This window comes from Acidaminococcus sp. AM33-14BH (assembly GCF_003603525.1).
Classification (GTDB): domain Bacteria; phylum Bacillota; class Negativicutes; order Acidaminococcales; family Acidaminococcaceae; genus Acidaminococcus; species Acidaminococcus intestini.
Genome location: NZ_QTNG01000008.1, coordinates 64,405 through 90,143, shown reverse-complemented (window position 1 = coordinate 90,143; position 25,739 = coordinate 64,405). Strand labels below are relative to the sequence as shown.

Here is a 25,739-nt window from a genome sequence, read left to right as displayed (position 1 = left end):
TAATCTCATTTCTAAGACGCCCGAAATATGCCTTCGTCGATCCCTTTTGAGTCAGCCCAAAAATCGGTCTGATTTGATGAAGTGTGTGAGGCCACTTTTTAAAAAGGTTTTGTGGAAACAATGGCCTCATGGCCTATCGTACGATGGACCGTCCCACGTTTGGGGGTAGCTTACGCCTGGGCGCTTCCTTTCCTAACCATGTGTCGTCACTTCCAGCACCCAGCTTATCAAAACGGAAGCTTTTTGCAATCTTCAGTCCATATGGACCCATCTACTTTGTCGCCCGCGCACCCAACCTCCTCAACGTACTGGCCTCTGGCCGCAAGGAAACTCACGCGTCGCCAATTTATTTTTGGTGGCGCCGCTTCGGAGAACCTCCACGCAACAGCTCCCGCGACGCTGCGCTAGCGGATTGCTGGCGACTCAGATCCACCGTCGTCGCTGAGGCCGGGGTCTCCTCGCAATTGGGCCCATCCGAGCCAAATTTACAAAAAAGCAAATGGAAGGTAATAAACGAAGGGAAAAGGAGGGGAATGGGGCTGATTTAAAGGTGCTGTGAGTTTATGAGTGGTGAGTTGTGAGAAAAACCACGAAGGTGCGGGACCAAACAGACTCTCTTCTTTTTCCCTTTTCCCCGCCAGCTGGTGATTTTCCTTGACAATCAGGGAAAAAGCGCCTATACTTACAACGTACTAACAGTTTTGCTAGTCATGGCGCCATGGTCAAGCGGCTAAGACGTTGCCCTCTCAAGGCAAAATCACGAGTTCGATTCTCGTTGGCGCTACCAATTTGGAACAAGGCAGCTTCTGCTGCAGTTGAGACGCTCCTTGGGAGCGTCTTTTTTTTGTCTTGGAAAGGAGGGGCATGATGCGGGAAAAAGGGTTGGGACGGGTTTATGCAGTCCTTTTCATCCTGCTTTGGCTGATTTTTTTGGGTAGCCTTTTGACGGGCCTGATTCCTGTCAACGTCCAGCATCTTCTTATGGGCACACTCACGGACGAGGAAAAGACGGTCCTTACCGTCATTCGCCTGCCACGCTTTTGTTATGGGGCTCTCATTGGATCGGCCCTGGCAGCAAGCGGAGCCGCGCTTCAGGGAGTTTTTGGCAACCCTCTTGCAGACCCTGGACTTTTAGGTATTTCGAGCGGTGCTTCCCTGGGTGCTGTGCTTGTCCTTATCCTGAACCTAGCTGTCCTGTCACCGCTCATGGTCCCGTTGGGGGCTTTTATGGGCGCAGCCTTGATCTCTTTTTTTGTTGCCCTCTTGGGGCGCCGCTCCTTTAAGGCTTCCGTCACGTATCTTCTTTTGGGCGGCGTGGCAGTGAGCTTTTTTTGTGCGGCCCTTGTGTCAGGACTCCTTAGCTTTGCACCAGCGCCCATCATGCAGCAGTACTTCTTCTGGACCTTAGGGAGCCTCGGTACGGCTTCCCTCAAGGCATGGCCTCTTGCGGGGCTGATTCTTGTCCTTTTGCCCGGCGTCTTTATTTGGGGGCGGCCTCTGAATCTCTTATCTCTTGGTGGGGAGCAGGCAGCTGCCCTGGGACTTGATGTTGCATTTTGGCGTAAGCTCATCCTTTTCTGGACGGCCCTTTTGACCAGCCTTGCTGTTTGTCTTGGCGGCAATATCGGTTTTGTTGGGCTCATCGTTCCCCATATGGGACGTTTTTTGAGCGGGGCCGACCACCATCGTCTCCTGCCTTTTGCCGCCCTGATTGGGGCTGTATTCCTCACGTTCTGTGACCTTATGGGGCGATGGATCCTTCCCGGCAGCGAGATCCGGACAGGAATCATAACTGCCCTTTTGGGCTCGCCCTATTTTCTCTATCTGCTTCATCAGAAGAAAGGGGCCTGATCCTTCTTTTTCTCTATGCCAAGTGCGGTGCCTGTGCTACAATAAAGAAAACTGGTTCTTACAGGATGATCCTTTTTCTGGAGGTTGATATGATGGAACGTTCAGTTTGGAAAAATCGTCTGGCATCCGCTGTCTTAGCAGGTGTCATGGGGCTTGGTCTTTCCTTTACAGCCCTTCCCATGCCTAGGGCCCATGCTGATGTGTTAGGTGCCATCCTTGCTGGGGTACAGGGCGTCGCGGTTTATGGACAGGTTGATAAGGCCCTTAATTACTACAATAACACGGAAGAGGGACGGCAGAAACTTTTCTCGTCGTACAAGGAAAAATATGGTGTCAATTACGATGGTTATTTAAATGGTCAGCTTACGGACATGATGGGGCAGCTGACCAGCGCCATTGGGGCTGTAGATCCTACTATCCATCAAAAACCTTATCTTTATTTCATCAATAATGATAAATCTTTCAATGCGTTCTGCAGTATGGGCCATGTCATGAGCGTCAATACAGGGCTTTATTCCATGACGAGCAATCCTGATGAAATTGCCGTTGTCCTGCTTCATGAAATGGGGCATGGACAGAAGAACCATGTGGTCTCAAGTACGCGCAAAAAGATGCAGGTGGCCGTGGCAGCCGGCGTCGTAAGCGGCGCTGCGGGAAGCGGAATGGCGGATCTGGCCCTTAATATCCTTGTGAACCAGATTGATAATGTTCAGATTGGCAAAAGTGATGAATGGGAAGCTGATAACCTGGCATTGACCTATTTGCTTAACTCCAATTATAACCCGGGTGCGTCAGCCGCCATGTGGCAGCGAGTTATGGACCGGTCAAAGACGTATAAATCCAGTTTTGTTGGTGAAATCTTCTCGCCATCTGATCATCCGACCCATGAGCAGCGCCGCGATAATTATGCCAAGCGCCTGACTGATCTGTCCGGCGGCAACGTGACCATCGATGCGGATAAGGGCATGGTCAAAGTAGGGGGAAAGGATTTTGTCGCGCCTCATGCCTATGGCGATATGTCCGCAAAGGAACGCTCCTATTTTGTCATGGGCAACCTCGCCGCTGCTTTTCTGCATAAACAAAACCTTAAGGACGCTTCTTCTCAAGGCAGTACCGTATATTTGGGCAATCAGCCCATCATGGTCTCCGTAAATGGCGATCCAAGCGCGGCTGAACTTGCTCAGAAACTCAATGCAATCAAGAGCAGCAAGGAGAGCAAAGTCGCGTCTCGGGAACTTAAGCTGCAGAAAAAAGCAGCCCCTAAAAAATAAAAGACGGTGAAAGGCCCTGTGCTTACGCACAGGGCCTTTTTAGATGGCAGAATTGACGGAAGGGGAAGTTTATGATAATATAAATGCGTGCACTTGCAAATAAATACAGTGCTTCAAGAAACAGTCATCCAACAAGGAGGAATATGAATGAGAAAAGAATTTGCTGTTAAACCCATTGCGCTTCCCCAGCCCGTCTTTATCATCGGAACCTATGACAAGGACGGGACGCCCAATGCGATGAACGCAGCCTGGGGCTGCCATAACGGAATGGACCAAATGATGTTTGCCCTCGCAAAAGGGCATAAGACGGTTAAGAATCTTTTGGAGACGAAAGCCTTTACTGTCAGCATGGGAACAGTGGAGCAGCTTGCTGCCTGTGACTATGTGGGTCTTGTAAGCGGCAGCAAGGAACCGCGGAAAGTGGAAAAGGCCGGCTTTCACGCGAAAAAAGCCCTTCACGTCAACGCCCCGTACTTTGAGGAACTGCCCATGACGCTTGAGTGCGAAGTCCTTTCCTATAACGAAGAAACGGAAATCCTTACAGGGCGGATTGTTGGCATTAGTGCTGATGAAAGCATCCTGACCGGGGGAAACATCGATCCAAAGAAACTGCGTCCTCTTGTCTTTGATATGGCCAACATGAAGTACCTTGTCGCCGAAGAGACGGTGGGAAATGCGTTTAGTGAGGGGAAGAAGTTATTTTAGTCAGCGCACAAATCGCGCTGATTTGATGGAGTTACGTGCTCCCATTGCCTTATAAAAATCTATGGTAACAATGGGACCATGACCTATCGTACGATGGATCGTCTCACGTTTGGGGATCGCTTACGCCTGGGCGCTTCCTTTCCTAACTATGTGTCGTCACCTCCCGCGCCCAGCTTATGAAAGCGGAAGCTTTTTGCAATCTTCGGCCCATATGGGCCCATCTACTTTGCCGCCCGCGCCCCAACCTCCTCAACGTACCGGCCTCTGGCCGCAAGGAAACTCACGCGTCGCCGATTTGTTTTTGGCGGCGCCGCTTCGGAGAATCTTTGCGCAACAGCCCCCGCGTCGCTGCGCTAGCAGATTGCTGGCGTCTCAGGTTTGCCGTCGCCGGTGGAATCGGAGGCTCCTTGCAATCGGACCCATCTGAACTGAATTCGCAAAAAGCAATTGGAAGAAAAGAACGAAAGGGGACATTCGTTGTACGACGTCGTTAGCTTGTAGCTTTTTTCCTAGCATTTGAACCAATCTGAGCCCCATTCGAATCATGTAAATAGAAGAAAGACCAGAACGTCGACATCAAACTGCCCCTTTTCATCCACCCCCACCAAGCCTGCTTGGTGGATACTCCTGCCTTGGTAAGGCGGAACGGCATTCGCCGTCTCTAAGGCAAAAGATCAAACCAGTTAGTGCTGATAAGAAGAAAATACTTTTTGATTCCATGTTGCGAAAAATTTTAAGACCAAATAAGAAAGAAAATTTTGTTGGACTAGCGAAAAAGCCTCAACCCGAAAACGTGCTTTGATTCGGTTTGAGGCTCTCTTTATATTCTTTTTCTTTAGGTACAATGCTGGATACATCGTACCGTCCCTCATGCGGTCTTTTGCCTTAGAACTCGGCTCGAAGAGTCGATCCGCCCCGCCAGGGCGGGGGACTGAAAATCGCATATTGCCTCATTATAATGAGGCAGGCGTGCCCTTTCGGTGGTGGATGAAGAGCGCAGCGACGTTTCTTTATGAGCGCTAGCGAGGAACATCACATGATGGTCCAAAACCGCTGTAGATGGAGCAAATTTGCTCCATTGTCGGTTGCGGGACCGTGTTATCGTGTGATTTAATCCGTGCCCAGTCCCGCAGGGACACGGTTTTGGGTCGGCCTTGAATTGCCATGGAACGCCTGAAAGACTTTCTCCTTGATGGGGGAGACGAGAGGAACGATATATTGTTGGAGCGATTTTTGCTCCGAGTAAAAATAAGAATATAATCCCTCTTCTGCACCAATTTTTACACCTTTTCCTCTTCATGACGCCCTTTCTTCCTTTCATTTCCCTTTCCATCCTCTTGGTACTATACTGAATGTGTACCAACTTTACTACGGTACCAATCTATATTCGGAAAGCGGGTGTCTTTCATGACTGGTCAAGCGGCAGATGGGCGCAAGGCCGCGCTCACAAAGTTCATCGTATTCAGTCTATTTGGCGTTTTTATGTTCTTCTTCGATCTCCAGTGGATCAGTCCAGCAATGAAAAGTGTGCCTGTAGACTTCATCGTCATAAGTCTCCAGAAATACGCCATGCCCCTCGTACGCATCTTCATCCTGGGCGTCATGTATGTCGGGGCTATTCGGCCTTTTCTCACAAAGACCTGGAACAAGTCCTTTATGGACGTCTTTATGTCCATCGCAAAGATCTGCGGCGCCATCATCGGGACTATCCTTTACTTTGGCCTCATAAAGGACAACACCTGGCTGTGGCGCGGCGATATCGGCCCTTTCCTTTTCAATAAGCTTGCCATTCCTGTCGGCCTCGTCATCCCCATCGGGTCCTTCTTCCTTGCGTTTCTCGCAAGCTTTGGCCTCATGGAATTCATCGGTGTCCTCGTCGATGCCTTCATGCGCCCTGTCTTCCGGACGCCGGGCCGCTCCGCCATTGACGCCGTGGCCTCCTTTGTCGGGAGCTATTCCATCGCCCTTATCATCACAAACGGTGTCTACCGTTCAGGCCGCTATACGGCCCGCGAAGCTGCCATCATTGCAACGGGTTTTTCGACCGTGTCCGTGACCTTCCTCCTCGTTGTGGCCCGCACCTTGGGGCTCATGGACCTGTGGACGACCTATTTCTTCGTCTCCATGCTCGTCACTTTCATCGTAACGGCCCTTACGGCCCGCATCTGGCCCCTTTCGGCCATTCCTGACACGTACTTTACGGGCGAAAAGGCCACTGTTCCTAAAGAAGAGGGAAGCCGCCTCGAGCGGGCTTGGAAGCTCGGCCTTGAAACGGCTGCGGCCCAGCCCCCTGTTTTGAAGCTCTGCACGGATAACCTCATGAGCGGTCTCAAGATGGCCTTTGGCGTCATTCCTTCCATTACGTCCATTGGGCTCTTGGGCCTCTTCCTTGCGGAATTTACACCCATCTTTGATTATTTCGGCTATCTCTTCGTTCCCTTCTTCAAACTCTTCGGTGTGTCCCAAGCGGTCCTTGCCGGTAAGGCAGCGGCCTTGAGCCTTCCGGAAATGTTCCTGCCGGCCATTCTCATCAAGGGGTCGGGGACCATGCTTTTGAAGTTCGTCATCGCTGTGGTCAGCATTTCCGAAATCCTTTTCTTCTCGGCCAGCATCCCCTGCATCATGGGGACGGATATTCCGCTCAAGATGCGGGACATTGTCATCATCTGGTTCGAACGGGTGGTCTTTTCCATCATCATCACGATCTCCATTGCCATGTTCTTGGGGCTGCCTGATTAATAGTGTACACTAATTAAAAGTCCTATCCTTTTCTGCTATCGGGAGGGGTGGGACTTCTTTTTGAGTAAAAACAAGGCTGTATGCGCCTTGCCGCCTCTTTTCTGGATTTCTGAAAAAGAGGGTTGAATATGCGTCATAATGGTGATATAGTGTATACTAAATTGAGACGATGTTTTCAAGTTTTGCTGAAAAGGAGCCCAACATGGATAAATCAAATGCTTATTTGCTGTGGTTTGAACAACTGGAAAGAAAAGACGTCGACATTGTCGGCGGCAAATCCTCTTCTCTTGGGGAAATGACGTCCAAGACCGATGTTCCTGTGCCGTATGGCTTTGCTACGACGGCCCATGCTTATCGGTATTTCATTGACCAGACGGGCCTGCGCGAAAAGATGCGCAGCATCCTTGCGGAACTGACGGATGTGGAAAATAGTGAACTTCTCTCCTCGGTCTGCGTGCGCCTGCGCGGAGCCATCATGGAACAGGAAATGCCCCAGGATCTTCAGGATGCCATCCGCAGAGCCTATGAAGAGCTGGCTCACAAGATGAATGAAGATGAACCCTATGTAGCCGTTCGTTCCAGTGCCACGGCTGAAGACCTGCCTGACGCCAGCTTTGCCGGCCAGCAGGATACGTATCTTAATGTCCATGGTGCCGATCAGGTCATCCGCAAGGTCAAGGAATGTTACGCTTCCTGCTTTACGGACCGCGCTGTCTACTATCGGGAAAAACAGGGTTATGACCATCTGTCCCTTGCTCTTTCTGCAGTTGTCCAGATGATGGTCTTTTCCAAAGCCGCCGGCGTTATGTTCACGGTAAATGTGGCTAACGGTGATGACAAGAACATCATGATCGAAGGGGCCTACGGCCTTGGTGAATATGTGGTTGGCGGCATTGTAACGCCGGACAGCTACGTCGTTTCCAAAGACGAAATGAAGCTCATTTCAGTATCGGTCAATGAACAGGATAAGATGCTCATCCGCAAGCCCGGCGGCGATACCATGGAAGTGCCTGTTCCTGAAGCAGACCGCAGGAAACAGACCCTGACAAACGCACAGATCCTGGAACTTGCAGGATACGCAAAAAAGATTGAAGCCCATTATGGCTGTTATATGGATATGGAATGGGGCATTGATGAAAGGGATGGAAAGATCTGGATTCTTCAGGCTCGTCCGGAAACTGTTTGGTCCCGTCGCAACAAGGAAAAGAAGACCGAAGAAGAACAGACGGCCGGATCCATGGAAGGGGCCAAGGTTCTTTTGAAGGGCCTTCCCGCAAGCCCGGGTCAGGGCTATGGCAAAGCCCATGTCATCCGCGACCCGAAGGATATTGACGAATTCAAGGATGGAGAAATCCTCGTTACGGAAATGACGGCTCCGGACTGGGTGCCTGCCATGAAAAAGGCACAGGCCATTGTCACGGACAGTGGCGGCATGACCTGCCATGCTTCCATTGTCAGCCGCGAACTGGGTATCCCCTGCATCGTTGGCACCAAATCCCGCGGTGAAGCGGCTACGGAAGTCCTCAAAGGCGGCGAAGAAATCACGGTCGATGCGTCAAACGGCGTTGTTTTTGCAGGCAACCTTCAGGTAAAGAAGGCGGAAGCTGCCGCCGCGCCGGCGCAAGCTGCTGCTGTTGCGGAAACCTTCCCTGTAACGGGAACCAAGATCTACATGAATTTGGGTGATCCGTCCCTTGCCGATAAATACGCCAGCCTGCCCTGCGACGGCATTGGCCTCATGCGTGAGGAATTCATCTGGACGACCTATATCCATGAACATCCGCTTTATCTTCTGAAGACGGGTCATCCGGAAAAGGTTGTCGAAGCCCTTGCCGAAGGGTTCCGCAAGGTGGCTCAGGCCATGGCTCCGCGCCCTGTTACCCTGCGCTTCAGCGATTTCAAGTCCAGCGAATACCGCGACCTTAAGGGTGGGGAAGAATTTGAACCCCATGAACCGAGTGCCCTCCTTGGCTGGAGAGGGGCTTCCCGTTACTACGATCCGAAATACACGGCTGCTTTTCGTCTGGAAGTCCAGGCGGTCCGCAAGGTTCGTGAAGAATACGGCCTCAAGAACCTCAACGTCATGATTCCTTTCTGCCGCACCGTGGACGAATGTGCCAAGGTCGTATCCATCATGGAAGAAGAAGGACTCCATCGCGGACCGGACTTCAAGGTCTGGCTCATGGCGGAAATCCCGGCAAATATCATCCTTGCCGACAAATTTAATCAATATGTCGACGGCTATTCCATCGGTTCCAACGACCTTACGATGCTGACGTTGGGCTGTGACCGTGACAACGATGTCATTTCCCACCTTTTTGATGAACGCAATCTGGCTGTACGCCGCGCGGTACGCCACCTTATCGAAGTGGCCCACCGGGATGGCAAGACGGTCTCCCTCTGTGGGCAGGCTGCCAGCGTCTATCCGGAATTTGCCGAATTCCTTGTGGAAAGCGGCATTGATAGTATGTCTGTCAACCCTGACGCTGTGAAATTCACGAAAAAGATGGTGGCCCAGGTCGAGCAGCGGATCATCCTTGATAAACTGACGGGCCGCGGTCGCAATAAGAACGACGAAGAACTGGCTTGGTAATAGTCCCCTGCAGGAAAGGCTGCTGCCGTGCGGCAGCAGCCTTTTCCTGCAAGAGGGAAGAATGCAGGGAAATGTTCTTGACGGATGCACGAAAATTAGGTACGCTTTTTTCGTAATGTGGAAGAAAGGGGGTGAATCCCATTCCACTAAGTGATAGACAGAAAAAAATTGCCGAGATTGTTCGCCGGAGCGGCCCCATTACGGGAACGGAAATTGCCGGAGAACTAGGTCTTACGCGGGCCGCCCTGCGCAGTGACCTTGCCATCCTCACCATGGGCGGGATTCTTGATGCCCGGCCTCGCGTTGGTTATTTCTACACGGGGAAAAGCACCTTGGGTATGCTGGTGGAGGAATTGTCTTCCATTACAATTGAGGATATCATGAGTGTCCCCATTGTCGTCAGTGCCAGCAAAAGTGCCTATGATGCTGTCGTCACCATGTTTTTGGAAGATGTAGGAACCCTCTTTGTTGTGGATGGAAAGGGATGCCTTTTTGGGGTCATTTCCCGTAAGGATCTTCTTAAGGCGTCGCTCAGCCAAGGCGCGGACCTACATAATCTGCCCCTTGCAATGGTCATGACAGGACTATCCAAGATTGTCCTTTCTAAGCCCCATGAACCAGCTGCTGCGGCGGCTAGACGTCTTATCGAAAGGGAAGTGGACTGCTTGCCCGTAGTTCTTCCTTTTGACGAAAAAAAGGGCAAATGGAAACTCGTCGGACGCGTCTCCAAGACCAATATGACGAGACTTCTGGCAGAACTTGCCGAAGGAAAGGGAGGGACCTATCATAGCTAATCAACCCATCATCTATGCCATTTCCGACTCCATTGGGGAGACCAGTGAATCGGTTGTCCGTGCTACAACGAGCCAGTTTGTGCAGGAAAAGTTTGATATCATCCGTGTGCCCTATGTCAACAGCATTGAACAGATTGATAAGATTGTCCAAGAAGCAAAGGAATCCAATGCGGTTATCTGCTATACCATCGTATCTCCGGAAATCAGGGCCGAAGTCGCCCGCAAGACCCAGGAACTGAATGTGACTGCCGTTGATATCTTGGGGCCGGTCCTGACGGCCATTGAAAAGACCAGCGGGCTTACACCAAAAAATCAGCCTGGCCTCATCCATGCCTTGGATCATGAATATTTCAAACGCGTTGCCGCCGTGGAATTTGCCATCAAGTATGATGACGGGAAAAATCCTTGGGGCCTTACGAAAGCGGACCTTGTCATCATTGGGGTATCCCGTACTTCGAAGACGCCCCTTTCCATGTATCTTGCCAATAAGCAGCTCAAAGTGGCCAACGTTCCCCTTGTGCCGGAGATTCCGCCGCCTGAGGAACTTTTCAAGGTCCCGAATAACCGCATCATTGGTCTTCTCATCGATCCACACAAGCTCAATGAGATCCGTATTGCCCGTCTTAAGGCGATGGGGCTTGGGGATACAGCAAACTATGCGGACCTGCGTCGTATTGAAGAGGAACTCGATTATGCGCGAGCCATTATGCAGCGGCTCCACTGTATGATCATCAATGTTTCGAATCGGGCCATTGAAGAAACGGCAAGTCTCATTTTGGAGTATCTGCGCAAAAACTTTGATTTTGAATATTAAAAAACTGGGGAAAAGCGTTCAGGCTTTTCCCCGGTTTTTCGATTTACTGCACGATTTTCTTCGTCTTCACATTATAGGTAAGCGTGTCCTTTTCAACGCGATCCCCGGTCTTATGATTTACGTAGACCGCATCTCCCGTAAAGGTGGCAAGTTTCGTCTCCCAGTCAAAACGCCCCTGCTGGGCCCGGATGTCCGCATCTCCCTCTTCAAAGATGACGGGGCCTTCTACCTCGGCCGAATGATCACTATGCCGGACGATGGTGGATGTTCCCCGAAAGGTAATGTCTCCATCGACGAGGCTGATGTTTCCCCAAGCCCGTACTTCGTTGGTAAGAAGCGAAACTTCAGCTCGGTCAGCCGTAATGGTGCGGTTCCCTGTTTTTACGGCGACATGGCCGGAAAGACGGTAAGTCAGCGTATCAGGATCAAATTCCTGATGATCATACGTAATTTCTGGTGCTGCTGACGCCAAAGGAGCAGAAAGAAAAGTCATAAGAAGACAACAGCATAAGAAAATTTTTTTCAGCATCGGCGACGCCTCCTCAAGAAAAAGTCCAGCAGAAAAATGGCTTTTCCACGATTCTTCCATAAAAAATAACACTTAATTATACGCTATCTTGAAGAAAATTTCATTATAAAAAAGGAAATTCGTCACTTGTGTAGAATAAGATAAATAGCGAAGGAAAATTGAGGGAAGGCGTCTGCGGAGGTTTTCCCTTATTTTTATGATAGACAAGGGACTTTTTTAGGAAAGGCGGTGACGGTATGGGAGATCTCAAGGAAAAATATGAGAGCTTCAAGGAACAGGTCCGTCAGGCCGCTGATATTGTGAGCGTTGTTTCCGAAACGGTGGACCTCAAGAAAAAAGGCCGCCGTTTCTGGGGATGCTGCCCTTTCCACTCGGAAAAAACGCCTTCTTTTACCGTGAATCCAGAAAAGGGCTTTTTTCACTGCTTTGGCTGCGGCGCCGGCGGTGATGTCTTCACCTTCGTCATGAAGCGGGACCACGTTTCCTTTGTTGAGGCGGAACGGATCCTAGCCAATAAGTACGGAATTCCCATTCCGGAACCTGAAAAGACGGCTGAGGAAATCCGTCGGGAGCAGGAGGAAAAAGAAATCGTCGGGACCAATGAGCTGGCAGCCCGGTTCTTCCATGCGTGCCTGACAAAGACTCAATACGGAAAGGAAGGATTGACATATCTTGCCAGCCGCGGCATTGGTATGGATATTGTCGAGTCCTTTGAGTTGGGGCTTGCTCCACCGGATGCCCAGACCTTTCATAAGGCCCTTGAAAAGAGAGGAATCCCTGAAAAGACGCTCCTTAAGGCCGGGCTTATAGGCCAGTCCGATTCCGGTCGGATCTATGACAAATTCCGTGAGCGGATCATGATCCCCATCAAGAACCCTCGGGGGAAAGTCGTTGGCTTTACGGGCCGCATCCTGCGCAAGGAGGCTTCGCCGGCCAAATACATGAATACACCGGAGACAAGCTGGTTCCATAAAGGACGCCTGCTCTTTGGGATGGACCGGGCGCTTCCAAGCATCAGGAAGCGGCGCCAGGCACTCATTGTCGAAGGCCATATGGATGCCATCAGTCTCCATGCGGCAGGTATCACTTGGGCTGTGGCGTCCATGGGAACGGCCTTTACGGAATATCAGGCGAAGCTTCTAAAGCGCGTCACACCGGAAGTCATCTTCTGCTTTGACAGCGATAACGCCGGACGCAATGCAGCCATGCGGTCCATTCCCATTGCCCTTGCCGTGGGCCTTGAATGCCGCGTCATGCACGTTACAGACGGCAAGGACCCCGATGAATTCATCCGCAAGGACGGGCAGGAAGCCTTCCTTTCCCTCTTGGACCAGGCCAAGGGCGGCATTGATTACGAAGTCGACACGGTGCTCTCCCGAAGCGATGTAACGACTCTTTCAGGAAAGGTGGGGGCCGTTTCGGAAATCCTGCCCTTTTTCAAGGACTGCCGCTCTGATGTGGAAGTGGGTGAACGTATCCGCGATCTTTCAAGGCGCCTTGTCCTTGATGAGGGTGAAATCCGGAGTGAGTACCAAAAGCTTGTCCGCCCCAATGGGAGCGGACGCCCCTTCAATCCCGAATGGCTGCTGCAAAAGAAGGTTGCAATCAAAAGCCCGACCCAACAGGCTGAGCGGGGCGTGCTCTATGCACTTCTCATGGGCTTGGAAATCGATCCTGATCAGGCAGGTTTTGCTCATACGGATGCGTTTTCAACCGCTGCAAGACGGGCCATCTTTACCTCTTATTGTGCTCGCAAGGGAGCCGGCACTTTTCATGATGGACGGGACCTTTTTGAGGATGTAAATGAAGAAGGAGCCGCGGAACTATCGACCATCCTTGCTTCGTCAATCCCTCAAGAAACGCTCCCAGAAGTGCTCCGGGACTGTCTTTTCCGGCTGCAGACAGCAACGCTTGAAAAAGAATATGAACGGCACAGTGAACTGGCCCAGCGCTATGAAAAAGAAGGTAATGAAAAATTTTTAGAGGAATTACAGGAATGCCGACGAATAAGAATGGAGATACGAAATTTAAGAAGTGCGGTACCCACCCGGTGACCGCAGTACTTTTGATGATGAGGGGAAGGAGGGAACGCTCAAATGACTGATCAAAAAATAAAGGAGCTGGAAACTAAAAAGGTGAAGGAAACCAAAGAAACCGAAAAGAAACCGGCTGCAAAGAAGAAGACGGCGGCTAAATCGTCCGCTAAATCAGCCACGGCTAAAACAAAGACCAGTGGTAAGAAAGCTGCTCCCAAGAAAGATGCAGCACCGCAAAAGACCACCGCTGAGTGGATTACTGAATTCGAAGCCTTGGCAAAAAAGAATTCAGGCGTTCTCACTTATAAGGAAATCCAGGATCGCATGCAGAATACAGATTCCATTTCCGTTGATGAAATGGATGAAATTTATTCAAAACTGGCAGAAAAGAATATCGAAGTTGTTGATGACCATGCCGAAGAGGAAGAACCGGAAAACATGGACGATGAGGAACTGACCATTGAAGAGTCGGAACTGTCCAACCTGTCTGTCCCAGAAGGGGTCATCGTCGATGATCCTGTCCGTATGTATCTTAAGGAAATCGGCCGCGTGCCCCTGCTTTCAGGAAATGATGAAATCAAGCTGGCTAAACGGACCGATAAAGGCAATCAGGCCGCCGTCATTTTGGACGGTCAGTCCCCGGAAGTTGAACGGGAACCTGTCAATAAGCGCCTGAGCGCGGCAAAGCTCCTCGATACGATCGAGCAATACCTCAAGGAAGAGGAAATTTGGTGTGACAGCAGGACTGTATCCATCGTTTATCGCTTTATCCTAGCGGAAACGCAGGATAATCCAAGCCTTGATGAAGCGGCTATTGAAGCCTACAGCCCGGCCTTTACCGTAGATGAACGCAAGCGCCTGCAGCGGTTGCTTCTTGAAAAAGGGTATCATCTGACCCGTTCGCCCAAGACTGGCAGCGGAGATGAGGAAGTTGACGACAAGTCCTATCTGCCTGAGCTCTATGATCTGTTTGCCGCTGTTTCTGAAAAAGTTGAAACAAAACCGGACGAATCACTGAGCATCCGTCTTGAAGAGGACCGTAAGCGTTTTAACCGTGTCCTGCATCGGGCCGCTATGTGCGGTGAAAAAGCGAAGAAGGCTCTTTCGGAAGCCAACCTGCGGCTTGTTGTCTCCATTGCCAAACGGTATGTAGGCCGTGGCATGCTTTTCCTTGATTTGATCCAAGAGGGCAACCTGGGCCTCATTAAGGCTGTTGAAAAATTTGACTATAATAAGGGATTCAAGTTCAGTACCTATGCTACTTGGTGGATCCGTCAGGCCATTACCCGTGCCATCGCTGACCAGGCCCGTACAATTCGTATTCCTGTACATATGGTTGAAACCATCAATAAACTGGTTCGCGTTTCCCGCCAGCTCCTGCAGGAACTGGGCCGTGAACCGACTCCGGAAGAAATCGCCCAGGAAATGGATGTGCCTGTTGAACGGGTCCGGGAAATCCAGAAGATCGCCCAGGAACCGGTTTCCCTTGAAACGCCGATTGGCGAAGAAGAAGATTCCCATCTGGGAGACTTCATTGAGGATCAAGAAGCTCCCTCACCAGCAGAAGCCGCTTCCTATACATTGCTTCAGGAACAGCTGGGAAAAGTCCTTCAGGAGCATTTGAGCCCCCGCGAACGGCGTGTCCTCGAATTGCGCTTTGGTCTTCTCGATGGACGTACGCGTACCCTCGAAGAAGTCGGTCAGTACTTTGGTGTGACCCGTGAACGGATTCGTCAGATCGAAGCCAAGGCCCTGCGCAAGCTGAGAAGTCCGAAACGGAGCAAACCCCTCAAGGAATTCCTCGAGTAAGAAACGTTGACAGCGCATCTTTTTCTGGGGTATAATTCCTACATTGGGCCTATAGCTCAGCGGTAGAGCCCCCGGCTCATAACCGGTTGGTCCTAGGTTCGAATCCTAGTGGGCCCACCAACTTCACTCTATGCGAACCCTCTGTCTTTGGACAGGGGGTTTGTTTTATACATAATTATTTATCCAAACACCTTCCCTCGGGAGGGTGTTTTTGCATGCAATGAAATCAGCATTCGTGATGAATTTTTACATGAATTTACTAAACAAAATCAATAAAAGTTTTTCAATTATTACAGTTTGCATCCAAATTAGCAGTTAGATGGTGAATGAATTTACAAGCCATGACGAATGTGGTAAAACTAAAACAATAAAGGCGAATAAAAGGAGTAATATTCGAGTTGTCTCGAATATTAAAAAACTTAACGTTAATTACATGCGGGAAATAAAGGGATACCCGATTTTTACCGAATCTGGATCCGTATGCTTACCAGTTCCCGATGCTTCAACATAAAGAAAGGGGGAGTATTTTTTAGTCGCCTGTATTTAATCCACATAAAGAAAGGAAGAATGACTATGGAAACAAAGAAAAAGACATTTATGGATCGGTTTCTTAACTTTGTAGAAACTGTTGGAAATGCCCTTCCCGATCCAGCCTCTCTTTTTATTATCCTCGCACTTATTACCTTGGTCCTATCGGCCATCTTTGGAAGTATGGGAGCTTCTGCCGTTCACCCTGGTACGGGAAAAACCATCAAGGTCCTCAATCTTATGACTCTTGATGGCTTCCGGATGATTTGGAGCCAAGCTGTCAATAACTTTGCAAGTTTTGCACCCTTGGCCATGGTTCTTGTCTGTGTCATCGGCGCAGGCCTTGCTGAACGAAGTGGCTTTTTGGCCACCTTTATGCAGGTAGCCCTTGGCAAAGCCGCTCCGGCTGTTGTTACCTTTGCCATTATTTTTATTGGAATTAATGGCAATGTGGCCGGCGACTCTGCTTTTGTTGTCCTGCCGCCTGTAGCGGGTGTTGTGTTCCTTAGTTTGGGAAGGAATCCCTTGGTTGGTGTATTCTGCGCTTTTGCTAGTGTTGCTGCTGGCTTTTGTGCTAACATGATGCTCGGTATGTCTGATTCCTTGGCGTATGGCTTTACGGAAGCGGCCGCTCGTCTCATCGATCCAAATTATCAAGCTTCTCCTGCCATCAACTATTATTTCATGGTTGCATCCTGTATTGTTCTTAGTCTAGTTGGAACTTTTGTAACGGAGCGTTTCATGATTCCCCGCTTTGCTGGGGAAGATCTGAGTCAGTACGAACTTGATAAGGATCTGACAAACATCACGCCGGGAAAGGTGTCAGCTGTCAAAAAAGCCTGTATTGGTGCGCTCCTTACGATTATCGTCATTGGCCTCATGTGCGTCGGTGAGGATCCGATTTTAGGAAACCCAAAGACTCATTCCGTCCTTGACCCTAAATCGCCTTTCATGACGGGCATCATCCTCATGGTTACGTTGGTTCTTTTCGTTCCTGGTGCTGTCTTTGGCTTTGCCAGCGGGAAATACAAGAATGATAAGGATATGTTCGCCGATATCTCCATGGGCTTCAAAGATGTATCATCTTACATTTTACTTTGCTTCTTCTGTGCACAGTTTACGAAGTTCTTTGCTTGGTCGAATCTTGGCGTAGTCCTTGCTATCAATGGGGCAAATCTTTTGAAGACTTGGAACTTTACGGGTGTTCCGCTTATCATCGGTCTTATTATTGTGTCCTGTATTGTCAACATTTTCATTGGTTCTGCTTCAGCAAAATGGGCAATCTTGGCCCCAGTCATGGTGCCCATGATGATGCTCTTAGGCTACGATCCTGCTCTAACCCAGGCGGCCTATCGTATTGGGGATTCCATTACGAACCCCCTTTCTCCGCTCTTTTACTACTTCCCTTTAATCCTTGGCTTTGTCCGGAAGTATCAAAAGGATGCAGGCATGGGAACCATCATCGCCAATATGATCCCTTATTCCCTGTTCTTTGCTATTAGCTGGATTGTCCTCATCGCCATTTGGGTCATCTTCAATATTCCTCTTGGCCCTGGCGGTCCTATTCTCCTTTCTCATTGAGTTGAAGCAATGGTCCTGCCGATTTTGGCAGGACCCTCTTTGGCTGTTTATAAACGTTAAGAAAAAGGTGATTATATGGATTTACGTAAGGCAATCTGTGAGCTTTCAGAAACGCTCACAAGAGACAGACATGAACTTCACGAGCATCCAGAACTTTCCTTTAAAGAAGCAAAAACGACGGAATATATTGCTAAAAGACTGGAAAGCATGGGAATTTCTGTGATGCGCTATCCCTCCTATTATGGTCTAGTCGGGACCATTGCCGGCAAAGCACAGGGCAAGACCGTTCTTTTGCGGGCCGATATTGATGCCCTTCCCATAAAAGAAGCAAGCGGCGTATCCTTTGCTTCCCAAAATATAGGTGTTATGCATGCCTGCGGTCATGATGCCCATACGGCGATGCTTCTTGGCGCAGCAAAGGTACTTAAAGAGGAGTCTAAAAATTTTTTGGGGACCGTGAAGCTCCTTTTTCAGTCGGCTGAGGAATCGGGTAATGGGGCGCCCTTTTACATTAAAAACGGCATCTTAAAGGATGTCGATGCGGCTTTTGCAATCCATGTGCAGCCTGGACTGCCTCTTGGAACCATCTCTCTTGATGCAGGTCTCCGCTCCACGTCCTGCACCAACTTTAACCTGACCATTACGGGAACTTCGGCTCATGGATCAACGCCTCATCTCGGTCACGATGCAATCGTGGCCGCAAGCGCAGTGATCATGGATATCCAAACCCTTGTGAGTCGGATCAGCGATCCCTTGAATCCCCTTGTTGTGACAATCGGAAAGGTGGAGGCTGGAAAACAGTTCAATATCATCTGTGACGAGGTGAAACTGGAAGGCACCATCCGGACTTATGACCGTGACCTTTTTGAAGGGATTCCCAAAAAGTTGGAAGCCTTGGCACAAGGCACGGCGGAAGCCATGGACTGCCATGCAAAGATGGACGTTGTCACCCACGAACCACTGTGCAGCAATGATGATCCAGCGCTCCTCGACGCAGCTTCCAAAGCTGCTGTTTCCCTCTGGGGTGAGGAAGCCCTTGTCACTATGCCGGCCATGATGGCGTCTGAAGACTTTGCTTTTATCATGGATGAAGTTCCCAGCGTAATCGCCTATTTGGGGACGGGTACAGACACCGATAAGTCCCCACTTCACAGCAATACGTTCCGTATTGATGATGCGGTCCTTCCTCGCGGGGCTGGAATTTATGCCGGTTTTGCACTGAATGTATTGGGAAAGGAAGGCTGACTTATGGATGAACTGAAAAAAGACGCCCTTGCCTTGAAGGACTATATCATCAAGGAACGCCGTTATTTCCATAGCCATCCGGAACTGGGCTGTCACGAACTGGGAACGACGGCGCACATCAAAGAAGCCTTGGAGACTATTGGCGTTGAAGTGCAAACTTTCTCCGGAATGACGGGCTGTGTGGGCATCATCCGGGGCAAACAATCTGGAAAGACAGTTATGCTCCGCGCTGATATTGATGCGCTCCCCATTACGGAACATGCGAACGGAAGGGACTATGCTTCGCAGAACCCTGGGGTCATGCATGCCTGCGGACACGATGCCCATATGGCCATGCTCCTCGGTGCCGCCCGTCTCCTTGTAGAGCGGCGGGAAGAAATCTGTGGTACCGTCAAACTGCTTTTCCAGATGGGAGAGGAAATCGGCACCGAATCGCGCCATTATGTAGAAGCGGGCGCCTTGGATGATGTGGACGCCATTTTTGGTCAGCATATTTGGGCACTCCTTCCCGTTGGGACTGCCAATCTCGAAGACGGTCCCCGCATGGCGTCCAGTGACCGTTTTACCATTACGATCCATGGAAAGGCCGCGCATGGGAGCGCACCGCAAAATGGCCATGATACCATCGTCGCTGCAGCAGCCACTGTCATGGGCCTTCAGACCCTTGTAAGCCGTGTCAATGATCCGAAGAATACCTTTGTCCTTACTGTAGGAATGATGAATGGGGGGACCCAAAGCAACATCATTGCTGATAAAACGGTACTTGTGGGGACTACGAGGGCTCTTGTTAACGACTTCCGCAAAAAGATCCCCGGTCTCATTGAGAACCTTTCAAAGAATCTTGTCAAAGCCTATGGTTGTACGGCAGATTTGACCTATTTCTTTGGCCCTGATCCCCTCGATAACAGTCATCACGAGCTCAATGAAATCGGCCGGGCGGCTTATCGCTATATGCTGGGGGGCGATGCCCTTGTTCCCATGCGAAAACAGATGGGTGCAGAGGATTTTTCCGTCTACATGGCAAAGACCGCCGGCGTTTTTGGCTTCTTGGGGACCCGCAATGAAGCAAAGGGCTCTGTTTATCCTCATCATCATCCGGATTTTTGTGTTGACGAGGACTCCCTGCCCTATGGAGCTGGTGTGTACGCATATTTTGCCCTCCATTATTTGGCTGGGAAATAATAACTAAGGGACTATAAAAGCCGCAAGGGCAGCGCTAAACCGCTCTACGGGAGGGCGGTGAATTGTTTTTTAACACGGTCCGTGAATCAAATCGCTGCGACAGGAGTCTTGCGATTAGCGGTTTTGGCCCGTCGAAAAATGTTCCTCGCTAGTCGCTCGGAGGGAGACGTCGGGCTCCCCTTTTATTTCTACTCCGAGAAAAAATAGAGGGAGAGGGGATTTTGTCCACTCAGCATGCATAATTAACCACGCAGACCCGAATGAAGCAAGGATTAGGTCTTTCAATTCACACCAAGCTCCAAATGCATACACGGTTTTGAAGAAAAAGTAGTTGCACCATGCATAATCGTGGAGTAAAATGTATTTATATTCATTTCGCAAAATTGACACAGTGAGGAAAGGGATAACTATGGAAAATTTACAAGAAACCATTCAAAATAAAGTATCCTTCTACCGTGACGATATGATTACCTACTGGAAAGACCTTGTTAACTACCAAGCAGGCAGCAAGGAAGCAGAACTCATCACCGCCCTCCTACAAAAGGTGGCGGACCGTTTCACCAAGGAAGGCTTTACGGCGACAATGCTTGATACGGGCTGCGCCATCCCCATGCTGCGGGCAACCTTGGGTGATGATCGACAGGGAAAACCCATTCTTTTCTGTGGTCATGTCGATACGGTATTCCCCAGTGGGTCCTATCCTGATCAACCTTTCCGTATTGAAGACGGAAAGGTCTATGGACCGGGCTGCGCCGACATGAAGGGCGGCGTCGTGATGCTTTTATATGTCATCAAGATCCTGACGGATCTGGGATATAAGGACCATCCTTTCAAGGTTGTCCTTGTCGGCGATGAGGAAACGACCCATGTGGGATCTCGGGCCGACCAGATGCTTGCCGAAGAAGCGAAAGGTTGTCTCTGTGCCTTCAATATGGAAACGGGCCGCATGAATCACGTCCTTACCGTCGCCCGTAAGGGGTGCATGGATGTGTGGGTCAAGGTCCACGGCAAAAGCGGCCACGTCGGTAATGCCTATACGACGTCGGCAAATGCCATTGAAGCTATGGCCGGTATTATCACCAAGATGCGGGCGCTGACGGACCTTGAAAAAGGACGCATCGTCAGTACCGATGTCATTTCTGGCGGCGTGGTCTCAAACGCTGTCCCCGATTTTTGTCGCATCGAAGCGGATTGCCGTGTCGACTACAATAAGGATTTGGAAGAACTTAAAACGGCCATTCGAGCCATTTGTGAGCATCTTGACGTGCCGAACACAAGGGCGGAGGTGGAATTTCCAACAGAAATGCCTGTTTTTGAAAAAACCGAAGGAAATCTCAACCTCCTTGCTCTCTACAACGAATCTGCAGCGGAATTTGGCATTGAGCCCTTTGGTCCTTACCATCCAGGCGGCTGTTCTGACGCCTCGTACCTTGCCAAGGCAGGAATCCCCATCCTCGATTCCTTGGGCCCCGAAGGGGATCATGCCCATACCATGCAGGAATATGCCGTTCTTGACAGCCTCTTTACCCGTACAGCCATGCTGGTCCGTACCATCTTGAAACTTACGGACGTTACCCTATAAGAAAAAAGGAGAACTCACGATGAGCGAAAATCCTCAGCAGGCGGCAAAGCCCGTCCAGAACAAAAAAGTCTCGGTCCCAAGTCCTATTATGATCATTGCGGTCATCCTCGTCTTAAGTGCCATTGCTACGTATATTGTACCGGCTGGTGAATTTGTCCGCATCAAGGACGCAGCCAGCGGCCGTATGATTGTTGATCCGAACTCGTTCCATTTCATTGCCCAGAAACCAACGAAGATCCTGGATTTCTTGATGTCTATTCCAAAGGGCATCAAAGGCGCGGCCAGTATTGTTGGCTTCCTTATGATCATTGGCGGTGCCCTGAACGTCATGGCGGAAACAGGCGCCATCCACGCTTTCATGGGCCACGTTGTCAAAAAGATGGAAGGTCACGAAACGCTGATCATTCCTGTCCTTCTGCCAATTTTTATCTGCCTCAGCGCAACGGCTGGCTGCAGCGAAGAATACATTGCTTTTATTCCGCTCATGACCGCCGTGTGCTACGCTTTGGGGTTCGACTCCATTGTAGCGGCTGGTATGTTCCTCTGTGCTGTTGGCGCAGGCTATGGTGCCGGTGTGACGAATCCTTTCACGGTTGGTGTAGCGCAGAGCATTTCAGGGCTGCCCATGTTCTCAGGGATCCAGATCCGTCTTGTCATGCTTGTAACCCTCATCATTGTTACGGTGATTCCACTCTACCTTTATGCCCGTATGGTCAAGAAGCATCCGGAAAAGAGCTTCATGTATGACTATGACCAGATCTACAAGGAAAAGATGAACATCGAATCCATTATGGGTGAAACGGGCACTATGACCCGAACCCATAAGCTTGTCCTTTTTGGTTTCTGTCTTGTTGTAGCCGGTATCCTTATTGGCGTTTTGAAGTTTGATTTCTATATGGATGAAATTGCGGCTCTTTTCATTGCCCTCATCATTTACACCGGCATTGTGTCCCGCATGAATGCGAACAAGGTCGCCAATGCTTTCATCAAGGGCGTTGCCGGTATGGCGCTTCCTTGCATGATGGTCGGTATGTGCAAAGGCGTGACCATTTTGTTGGATAATGGCCATATCCTTGATACCATCATCTACTACCTAGCAAACTCCCTGAACGCCGTGCCGAAATCCATGCTTGGCATTGGGATGTTCATTGTTCAGGATATCTTCAACATGGTGGTTCCTTCCGGTTCCGGTCAGGCCGCCATCACGATGCCAATCATGGCGCCGTTGGCTGACCTCGTCGGCATTACCCGTCAGACCGCTGTCCTTGCCTTTCAAATGGGCGATGCCTTCACCAACAGTGTCACTCCTGCAAGCGGTACGACCATGACCATCCTCAGCATTGCTGGCATTCCCCTGCGCCGCTGGTGGAAATTTGCTATCCCCATGCTGGGCATTTGGTGGATTGTAGCCTTTGTGGTTCTCTTTTATGCAACGGCCGTTCAGATCGGTCCCTTCTGATTATGGAATAAAAGCCCTTTCCTGCTGTTTTGCGGCAGGGGAGGGACTTTTTCTTTTGTGCGAAAACAAGATTTTTATGCTTTTTCTTGCAGTTCACGCAAAGAACCGATAAACTAAGAGCAGATAGAAGCAAAGGAGCTCATTATGTTCAGTCAATTTTTTGCGTCCCTGCAGCAGGATGCCAAACTTTTTTTATTTTTCCCCATCCTATGCGCCCTCTTTCGGGCTATTTTCATCAAGGTCTACAGCCCGTACCCCAATTTTGCGGGGAAGGGAAAGATTCTCTGGCACACCTTTCGTTACGGTTTTTGGTGGGGCATGGACTTTAACGCCTATGTTTTCCTGATTTCCCTGGTCCTTGTGAGCCTGCCCGGCGCCTTTTTTCCTGCCTATTTTGCCCTGGGCAATACACTGCGTCTTGTGGGCGGCCTGCTTTATGCCCTTGTCCTTTATCTTGCTTTCATGGGAAAGATGCTCTATTACAGCCATTTTCATGACATCTACAACCAGACCATGAAGCTTGGCGCCCATGCGGAAAAGCACAACCTCGTTGATATTTTCTTCCATCAGGACCATGGTGCTTGGATCCTTCTTGGCATTGTGCCCTATCTGTACCTGTGCCGCCTTGCACTCTTGGCGTTTTTAGGTCTTCCCAGTCTTTCCTATCCAGCTATTGCCTCGCCTTTTCTTCGCTGCGCCTTCAATACAGTTGTTTTTCTTTTGTGTATTGCTGCGTTTTACTGGTTCCGGTATGGCGGGACCTTCTGGCATGACGATAAGCCCGAATGGGATACGATTCCGAGTCTTGTGAAAAAGGATATCTTTTTTGCCAAAGCGACCGTGGATGACCTTGTCGCCTTGGAACAGGTGATGAAGCATGACCTCAATGAAGCCTATGAGCACACGGACGAAGAGGACCTTGCCGCCATTGCGCCGCTGGTGCCGGTAAAAATGCCCCTTTCCGATTTTCCCAATCCTGTCTATGCCTTTCGCCGTGCGGCAAAGGGCGCGCGCATCACAAAACCGCGCCATATCTTCCTTCTTGTGGGGGAGACCTATCTTCAGCAGTTCTTTGACCCGGCCTTTGCCTCGCTGAACCTTGTCTCGGGCGGACGGTTTCTCAAGGATGATCCCCACACAGCCCAGCTTACGAGTGCCCTTTCAGCCGGCATCATTTCCAGGCCATCCATCGTGAGCCTCATGAGCGGCATCTATGACGCTGGTCTTGAACTCAACGAAAAAGAAAGCTTCTGGACGAACAAACTTCCTACGGCCCTGCCACGACAGCTGAAGAAACTTGGCTATCACGCGACCTATTGGTATGGCGGCAATGTCACATATGGAAACTTTAACCAGTTTGCTCCCAGCTGCGGCTTTGACGAAGTGGAAACGGCAACGGATTTTTGCGGCCCTGACGCGCCAAAGACCTGGGTCGGCGTCTATGACAACCTCTTTCTGGAAAAAGCAGCGGACATGATTCTTTCCGGGGACGAAGAGCGCGGGGAATATCAGTTCCATTTCCTTTATACGACAAGTTATCACGGGCCCTTCAAGATTCCTCTTGAAAAATATGGCTATGATACGGAGCGTGTCATGCCGGATGCTCCGGAAGACATCAAAAACAGCAAGAGTTTGCAAAAGAATCTCGGGACCTTCTGGTTCTCAGACCAGGCGATTGGAAAGTTCCTGCGCACCATGAAGGAAGCCTATCCAGACAGTCTTTTCATCGTGACAGGCGACCATTCCTATGACATGAGTGCCGTCCTTGGGAAAACAAGCCTCATGAAACGAGACGCGAACCTGCGGGAACGCCATAGTCCGGTTCTATTCTTCCATCATCCTGAAATCGACCAGTCCCTTTTCGGGGAAAATACCATTGGCGGTCATATGAATATCCTGCCGACGATTTTTGAACTCATTGCGCCAAAGGACTTTACGTACTATTCCCTTATGACGAGCCTCATGGATCCCATCGACCATGTCGTGTCGCCTTACCACTGGCTGCGAAAGGATGCTTACGGGACCTACAGCAACGACTTTTATCAGCCCTTAGGGGACGGCTTTGGACCGCAGGCTCTTCGGGAAGGCCCTCAGCCGTACCGTGAGGAAAGGGAAGGGTATATGGATCTTACGGGGTACCTTGTGCGCCATCCGGAACTTTTAGGAAAGGAAGAATAGTCATGGGTAGCATAACCTGCATCATCCTCACTAAAAATGAAGAAAAAAATCTTCCCAGCGCCCTTCAAAATGCTGCGTCCTGGGCCGATGAGATTCTTGTCGTTGACTCTGGAAGTGACGATGGGACCGTGGAAATCGCAAAAAAAAGCGGTGCTTCTGTGATTTACCGGGCTTGGGACGGGGACTTTGCCGCCCAGCGCAATTTTGCCCTGACGGGTGCCCATGGTGACTGGGTACTTTATCTTGATGCCGACGAACGGCTTACAGCAGGGGCCATCCAAAAGGTCCTTGCCATCAAAAAGGGAGCGCCCAACCACCATTACTCCTTCCGCAGGGAAAATATTGCCTTCGGTCATCATTTTCATCATGGGGCGTTCGGACCGGATCGGGTCGTGCGCCTTTTCCCAAAAGCGGCGGTCCACTGGGAGGGAAAGGTCCACGAACACGCCGTTTGCACCGTGCCTCTTGAGGCCCTTTCAGAAAGGATGGACCATTATACCTATGCGGCCTTTGCCGATTGGTGGCGCAAAGCCGGCCAGTACACGACCATTTGGGCCGATGATGCCTACGCCCGAGGAAAAAGGGCAAGCTATGGAAAAGCAGCCAGCCATGCCCTTTTGGGCATGCTTAAGGTCTATCTTCTCCAAGGAGGATTTCTTGAAGGAAGTATGGGCATCATTGCCACACTCCAGCACGGTATCTATACGGCCATAAAATATGCAAAACTGGCGGAAAAAAATAATTGAAGAAGTGATAATTCCCTCAAATTGGGGTTCCCTGTTTGAGGGATTTTTTATATTTCAAAAATAGAGGCTTATTTTACAGGTTCTTTCTTACGTGGAT

17 protein-coding genes, 2 tRNA genes and 1 pseudogene are annotated in these 25,739 nt (G+C 50.2%); 19 read left to right on the top strand and 1 reads right to left on the bottom strand.

Annotated features, from left to right (window positions below; all coding sequences use genetic code 11):
* Window positions 1-712 precede the first annotated feature (712 nt).
* The 8 genes from DW817_RS07120 to DW817_RS07080 all read left to right on the top strand — a co-directional run bounded on the left by DW817_RS07120 (window position 713) and on the right by DW817_RS07080 (window position 10,767).
* Window positions 713-787: transfer RNA gene (locus tag DW817_RS07120), tRNA-Glu, on the top strand.
* 77 nt (window positions 788-864) lie between these two features.
* Window positions 865-1,851, top strand: coding sequence for an iron ABC transporter permease (locus DW817_RS07115; protein WP_120111841.1), 987 nt, complete (start codon window positions 865-867; stop codon window positions 1,849-1,851).
* Between the two features lie 89 nt (window positions 1,852-1,940).
* On the top strand, window positions 1,941-3,122 hold the full coding sequence (locus tag DW817_RS07110) for a M48 family metallopeptidase (RefSeq protein ID WP_243634090.1): 1,182 nt from the start codon (window positions 1,941-1,943) through the stop codon (window positions 3,120-3,122).
* Window positions 3,123-3,269: 147 nt separating this feature from the next.
* On the top strand, window positions 3,270-3,827 hold the full coding sequence (locus DW817_RS07105) for a flavin reductase family protein (RefSeq protein WP_120111834.1): 558 nt from the start codon (window positions 3,270-3,272) through the stop codon (window positions 3,825-3,827).
* A 1,407-nt stretch (window positions 3,828-5,234) separates the two neighbouring features.
* The gene (locus DW817_RS10875; RefSeq protein ID WP_120111827.1) at window positions 5,235-6,566 is read left to right on the top strand and encodes a YjiH family protein; all 1,332 of its coding nucleotides are present in this window, start codon (window positions 5,235-5,237) and stop codon (window positions 6,564-6,566) included.
* A 202-nt stretch (window positions 6,567-6,768) separates the two neighbouring features.
* Complete coding sequence (ppsA, locus tag DW817_RS07090) at window positions 6,769-9,159, top strand: phosphoenolpyruvate synthase (RefSeq protein ID WP_120111824.1); 2,391 nt, start codon at window positions 6,769-6,771, stop codon at window positions 9,157-9,159.
* Between the two features lie 131 nt (window positions 9,160-9,290).
* Window positions 9,291-9,953 (top strand): helix-turn-helix transcriptional regulator, encoded by a 663-nt coding sequence (locus DW817_RS07085; RefSeq protein ID WP_009015397.1) that lies wholly within the window; start codon window positions 9,291-9,293, stop codon window positions 9,951-9,953.
* Entirely contained in the window at window positions 9,919-10,767 is an 849-nt protein-coding gene (locus DW817_RS07080; RefSeq protein WP_009015396.1) for a pyruvate, water dikinase regulatory protein, read from the top strand. Before DW817_RS07085 ends, DW817_RS07080 begins: the two co-directional genes overlap by 35 nt.
* 43 nt (window positions 10,768-10,810) lie before the next feature.
* Here the strand turns inward: DW817_RS07080 and DW817_RS07075 are convergent, their stop codons facing one another.
* Complete coding sequence (locus tag DW817_RS07075) at window positions 10,811-11,296, bottom strand: LptA/OstA family protein (RefSeq protein WP_009015395.1); 486 nt, start codon at window positions 11,294-11,296, stop codon at window positions 10,811-10,813.
* A gap of 236 nt (window positions 11,297-11,532) precedes the next feature.
* Between DW817_RS07075 and dnaG the strand changes: the two genes are divergently transcribed.
* The 11 genes and pseudogenes from dnaG to DW817_RS07025 all read left to right on the top strand — a co-directional run bounded on the left by dnaG (window position 11,533) and on the right by DW817_RS07025 (window position 25,642).
* Window positions 11,533-13,350 (top strand): DNA primase, encoded by a 1,818-nt coding sequence (gene dnaG / locus DW817_RS07070; protein ID WP_009015394.1) that lies wholly within the window; start codon window positions 11,533-11,535, stop codon window positions 13,348-13,350.
* A 42-nt stretch (window positions 13,351-13,392) separates the two neighbouring features.
* Window positions 13,393-13,899, top strand: a pseudogene (locus DW817_RS11080) (RNA polymerase sigma factor region1.1 domain-containing protein); the annotation flags it as partial.
* Window positions 13,900-13,953: 54 nt separating this feature from the next.
* Window positions 13,954-15,141 carry an RNA polymerase sigma factor RpoD gene (rpoD, locus tag DW817_RS10990; protein ID WP_369751267.1) on the top strand — a complete coding sequence of 396 codons (1,188 nt, stop codon included), beginning with the start codon at window positions 13,954-13,956 and terminating at the stop codon, window positions 15,139-15,141.
* A 45-nt stretch (window positions 15,142-15,186) separates the two neighbouring features.
* Window positions 15,187-15,261: transfer RNA gene (locus tag DW817_RS07060), tRNA-Ile, on the top strand.
* A 453-nt stretch (window positions 15,262-15,714) separates the two neighbouring features.
* Window positions 15,715-17,250 carry an AbgT family transporter gene (locus DW817_RS07055; RefSeq protein ID WP_243634089.1) on the top strand — a complete coding sequence of 512 codons (1,536 nt, stop codon included), beginning with the start codon at window positions 15,715-15,717 and terminating at the stop codon, window positions 17,248-17,250.
* Window positions 17,251-17,325: 75 nt separating this feature from the next.
* Complete coding sequence (locus DW817_RS07050) at window positions 17,326-18,495, top strand: M20 family metallopeptidase (RefSeq protein ID WP_120111817.1); 1,170 nt, start codon at window positions 17,326-17,328, stop codon at window positions 18,493-18,495.
* Between the two features lie 3 nt (window positions 18,496-18,498).
* Entirely contained in the window at window positions 18,499-19,677 is a 1,179-nt protein-coding gene (locus tag DW817_RS07045) for a M20 family metallopeptidase (protein ID WP_120111814.1), read from the top strand.
* A 409-nt stretch (window positions 19,678-20,086) separates the two neighbouring features.
* On the top strand, window positions 20,087-21,259 hold the full coding sequence (locus tag DW817_RS07040) for a M20 family metallopeptidase (RefSeq protein ID WP_120111811.1): 1,173 nt from the start codon (window positions 20,087-20,089) through the stop codon (window positions 21,257-21,259).
* 19 nt (window positions 21,260-21,278) lie between these two features.
* On the top strand, window positions 21,279-22,718 hold the full coding sequence (locus DW817_RS07035; protein WP_009015391.1) for a YfcC family protein: 1,440 nt from the start codon (window positions 21,279-21,281) through the stop codon (window positions 22,716-22,718).
* A 144-nt stretch (window positions 22,719-22,862) separates the two neighbouring features.
* The gene (locus DW817_RS07030; protein WP_120111807.1) at window positions 22,863-24,896 is read left to right on the top strand and encodes an LTA synthase family protein; all 2,034 of its coding nucleotides are present in this window, start codon (window positions 22,863-22,865) and stop codon (window positions 24,894-24,896) included.
* Window positions 24,897-24,898: 2 nt separating this feature from the next.
* Entirely contained in the window at window positions 24,899-25,642 is a 744-nt protein-coding gene (locus tag DW817_RS07025) for a glycosyltransferase family 2 protein (RefSeq protein ID WP_009014976.1), read from the top strand.
* The last annotated feature ends 97 nt before the right edge of the window (window positions 25,643-25,739 follow it).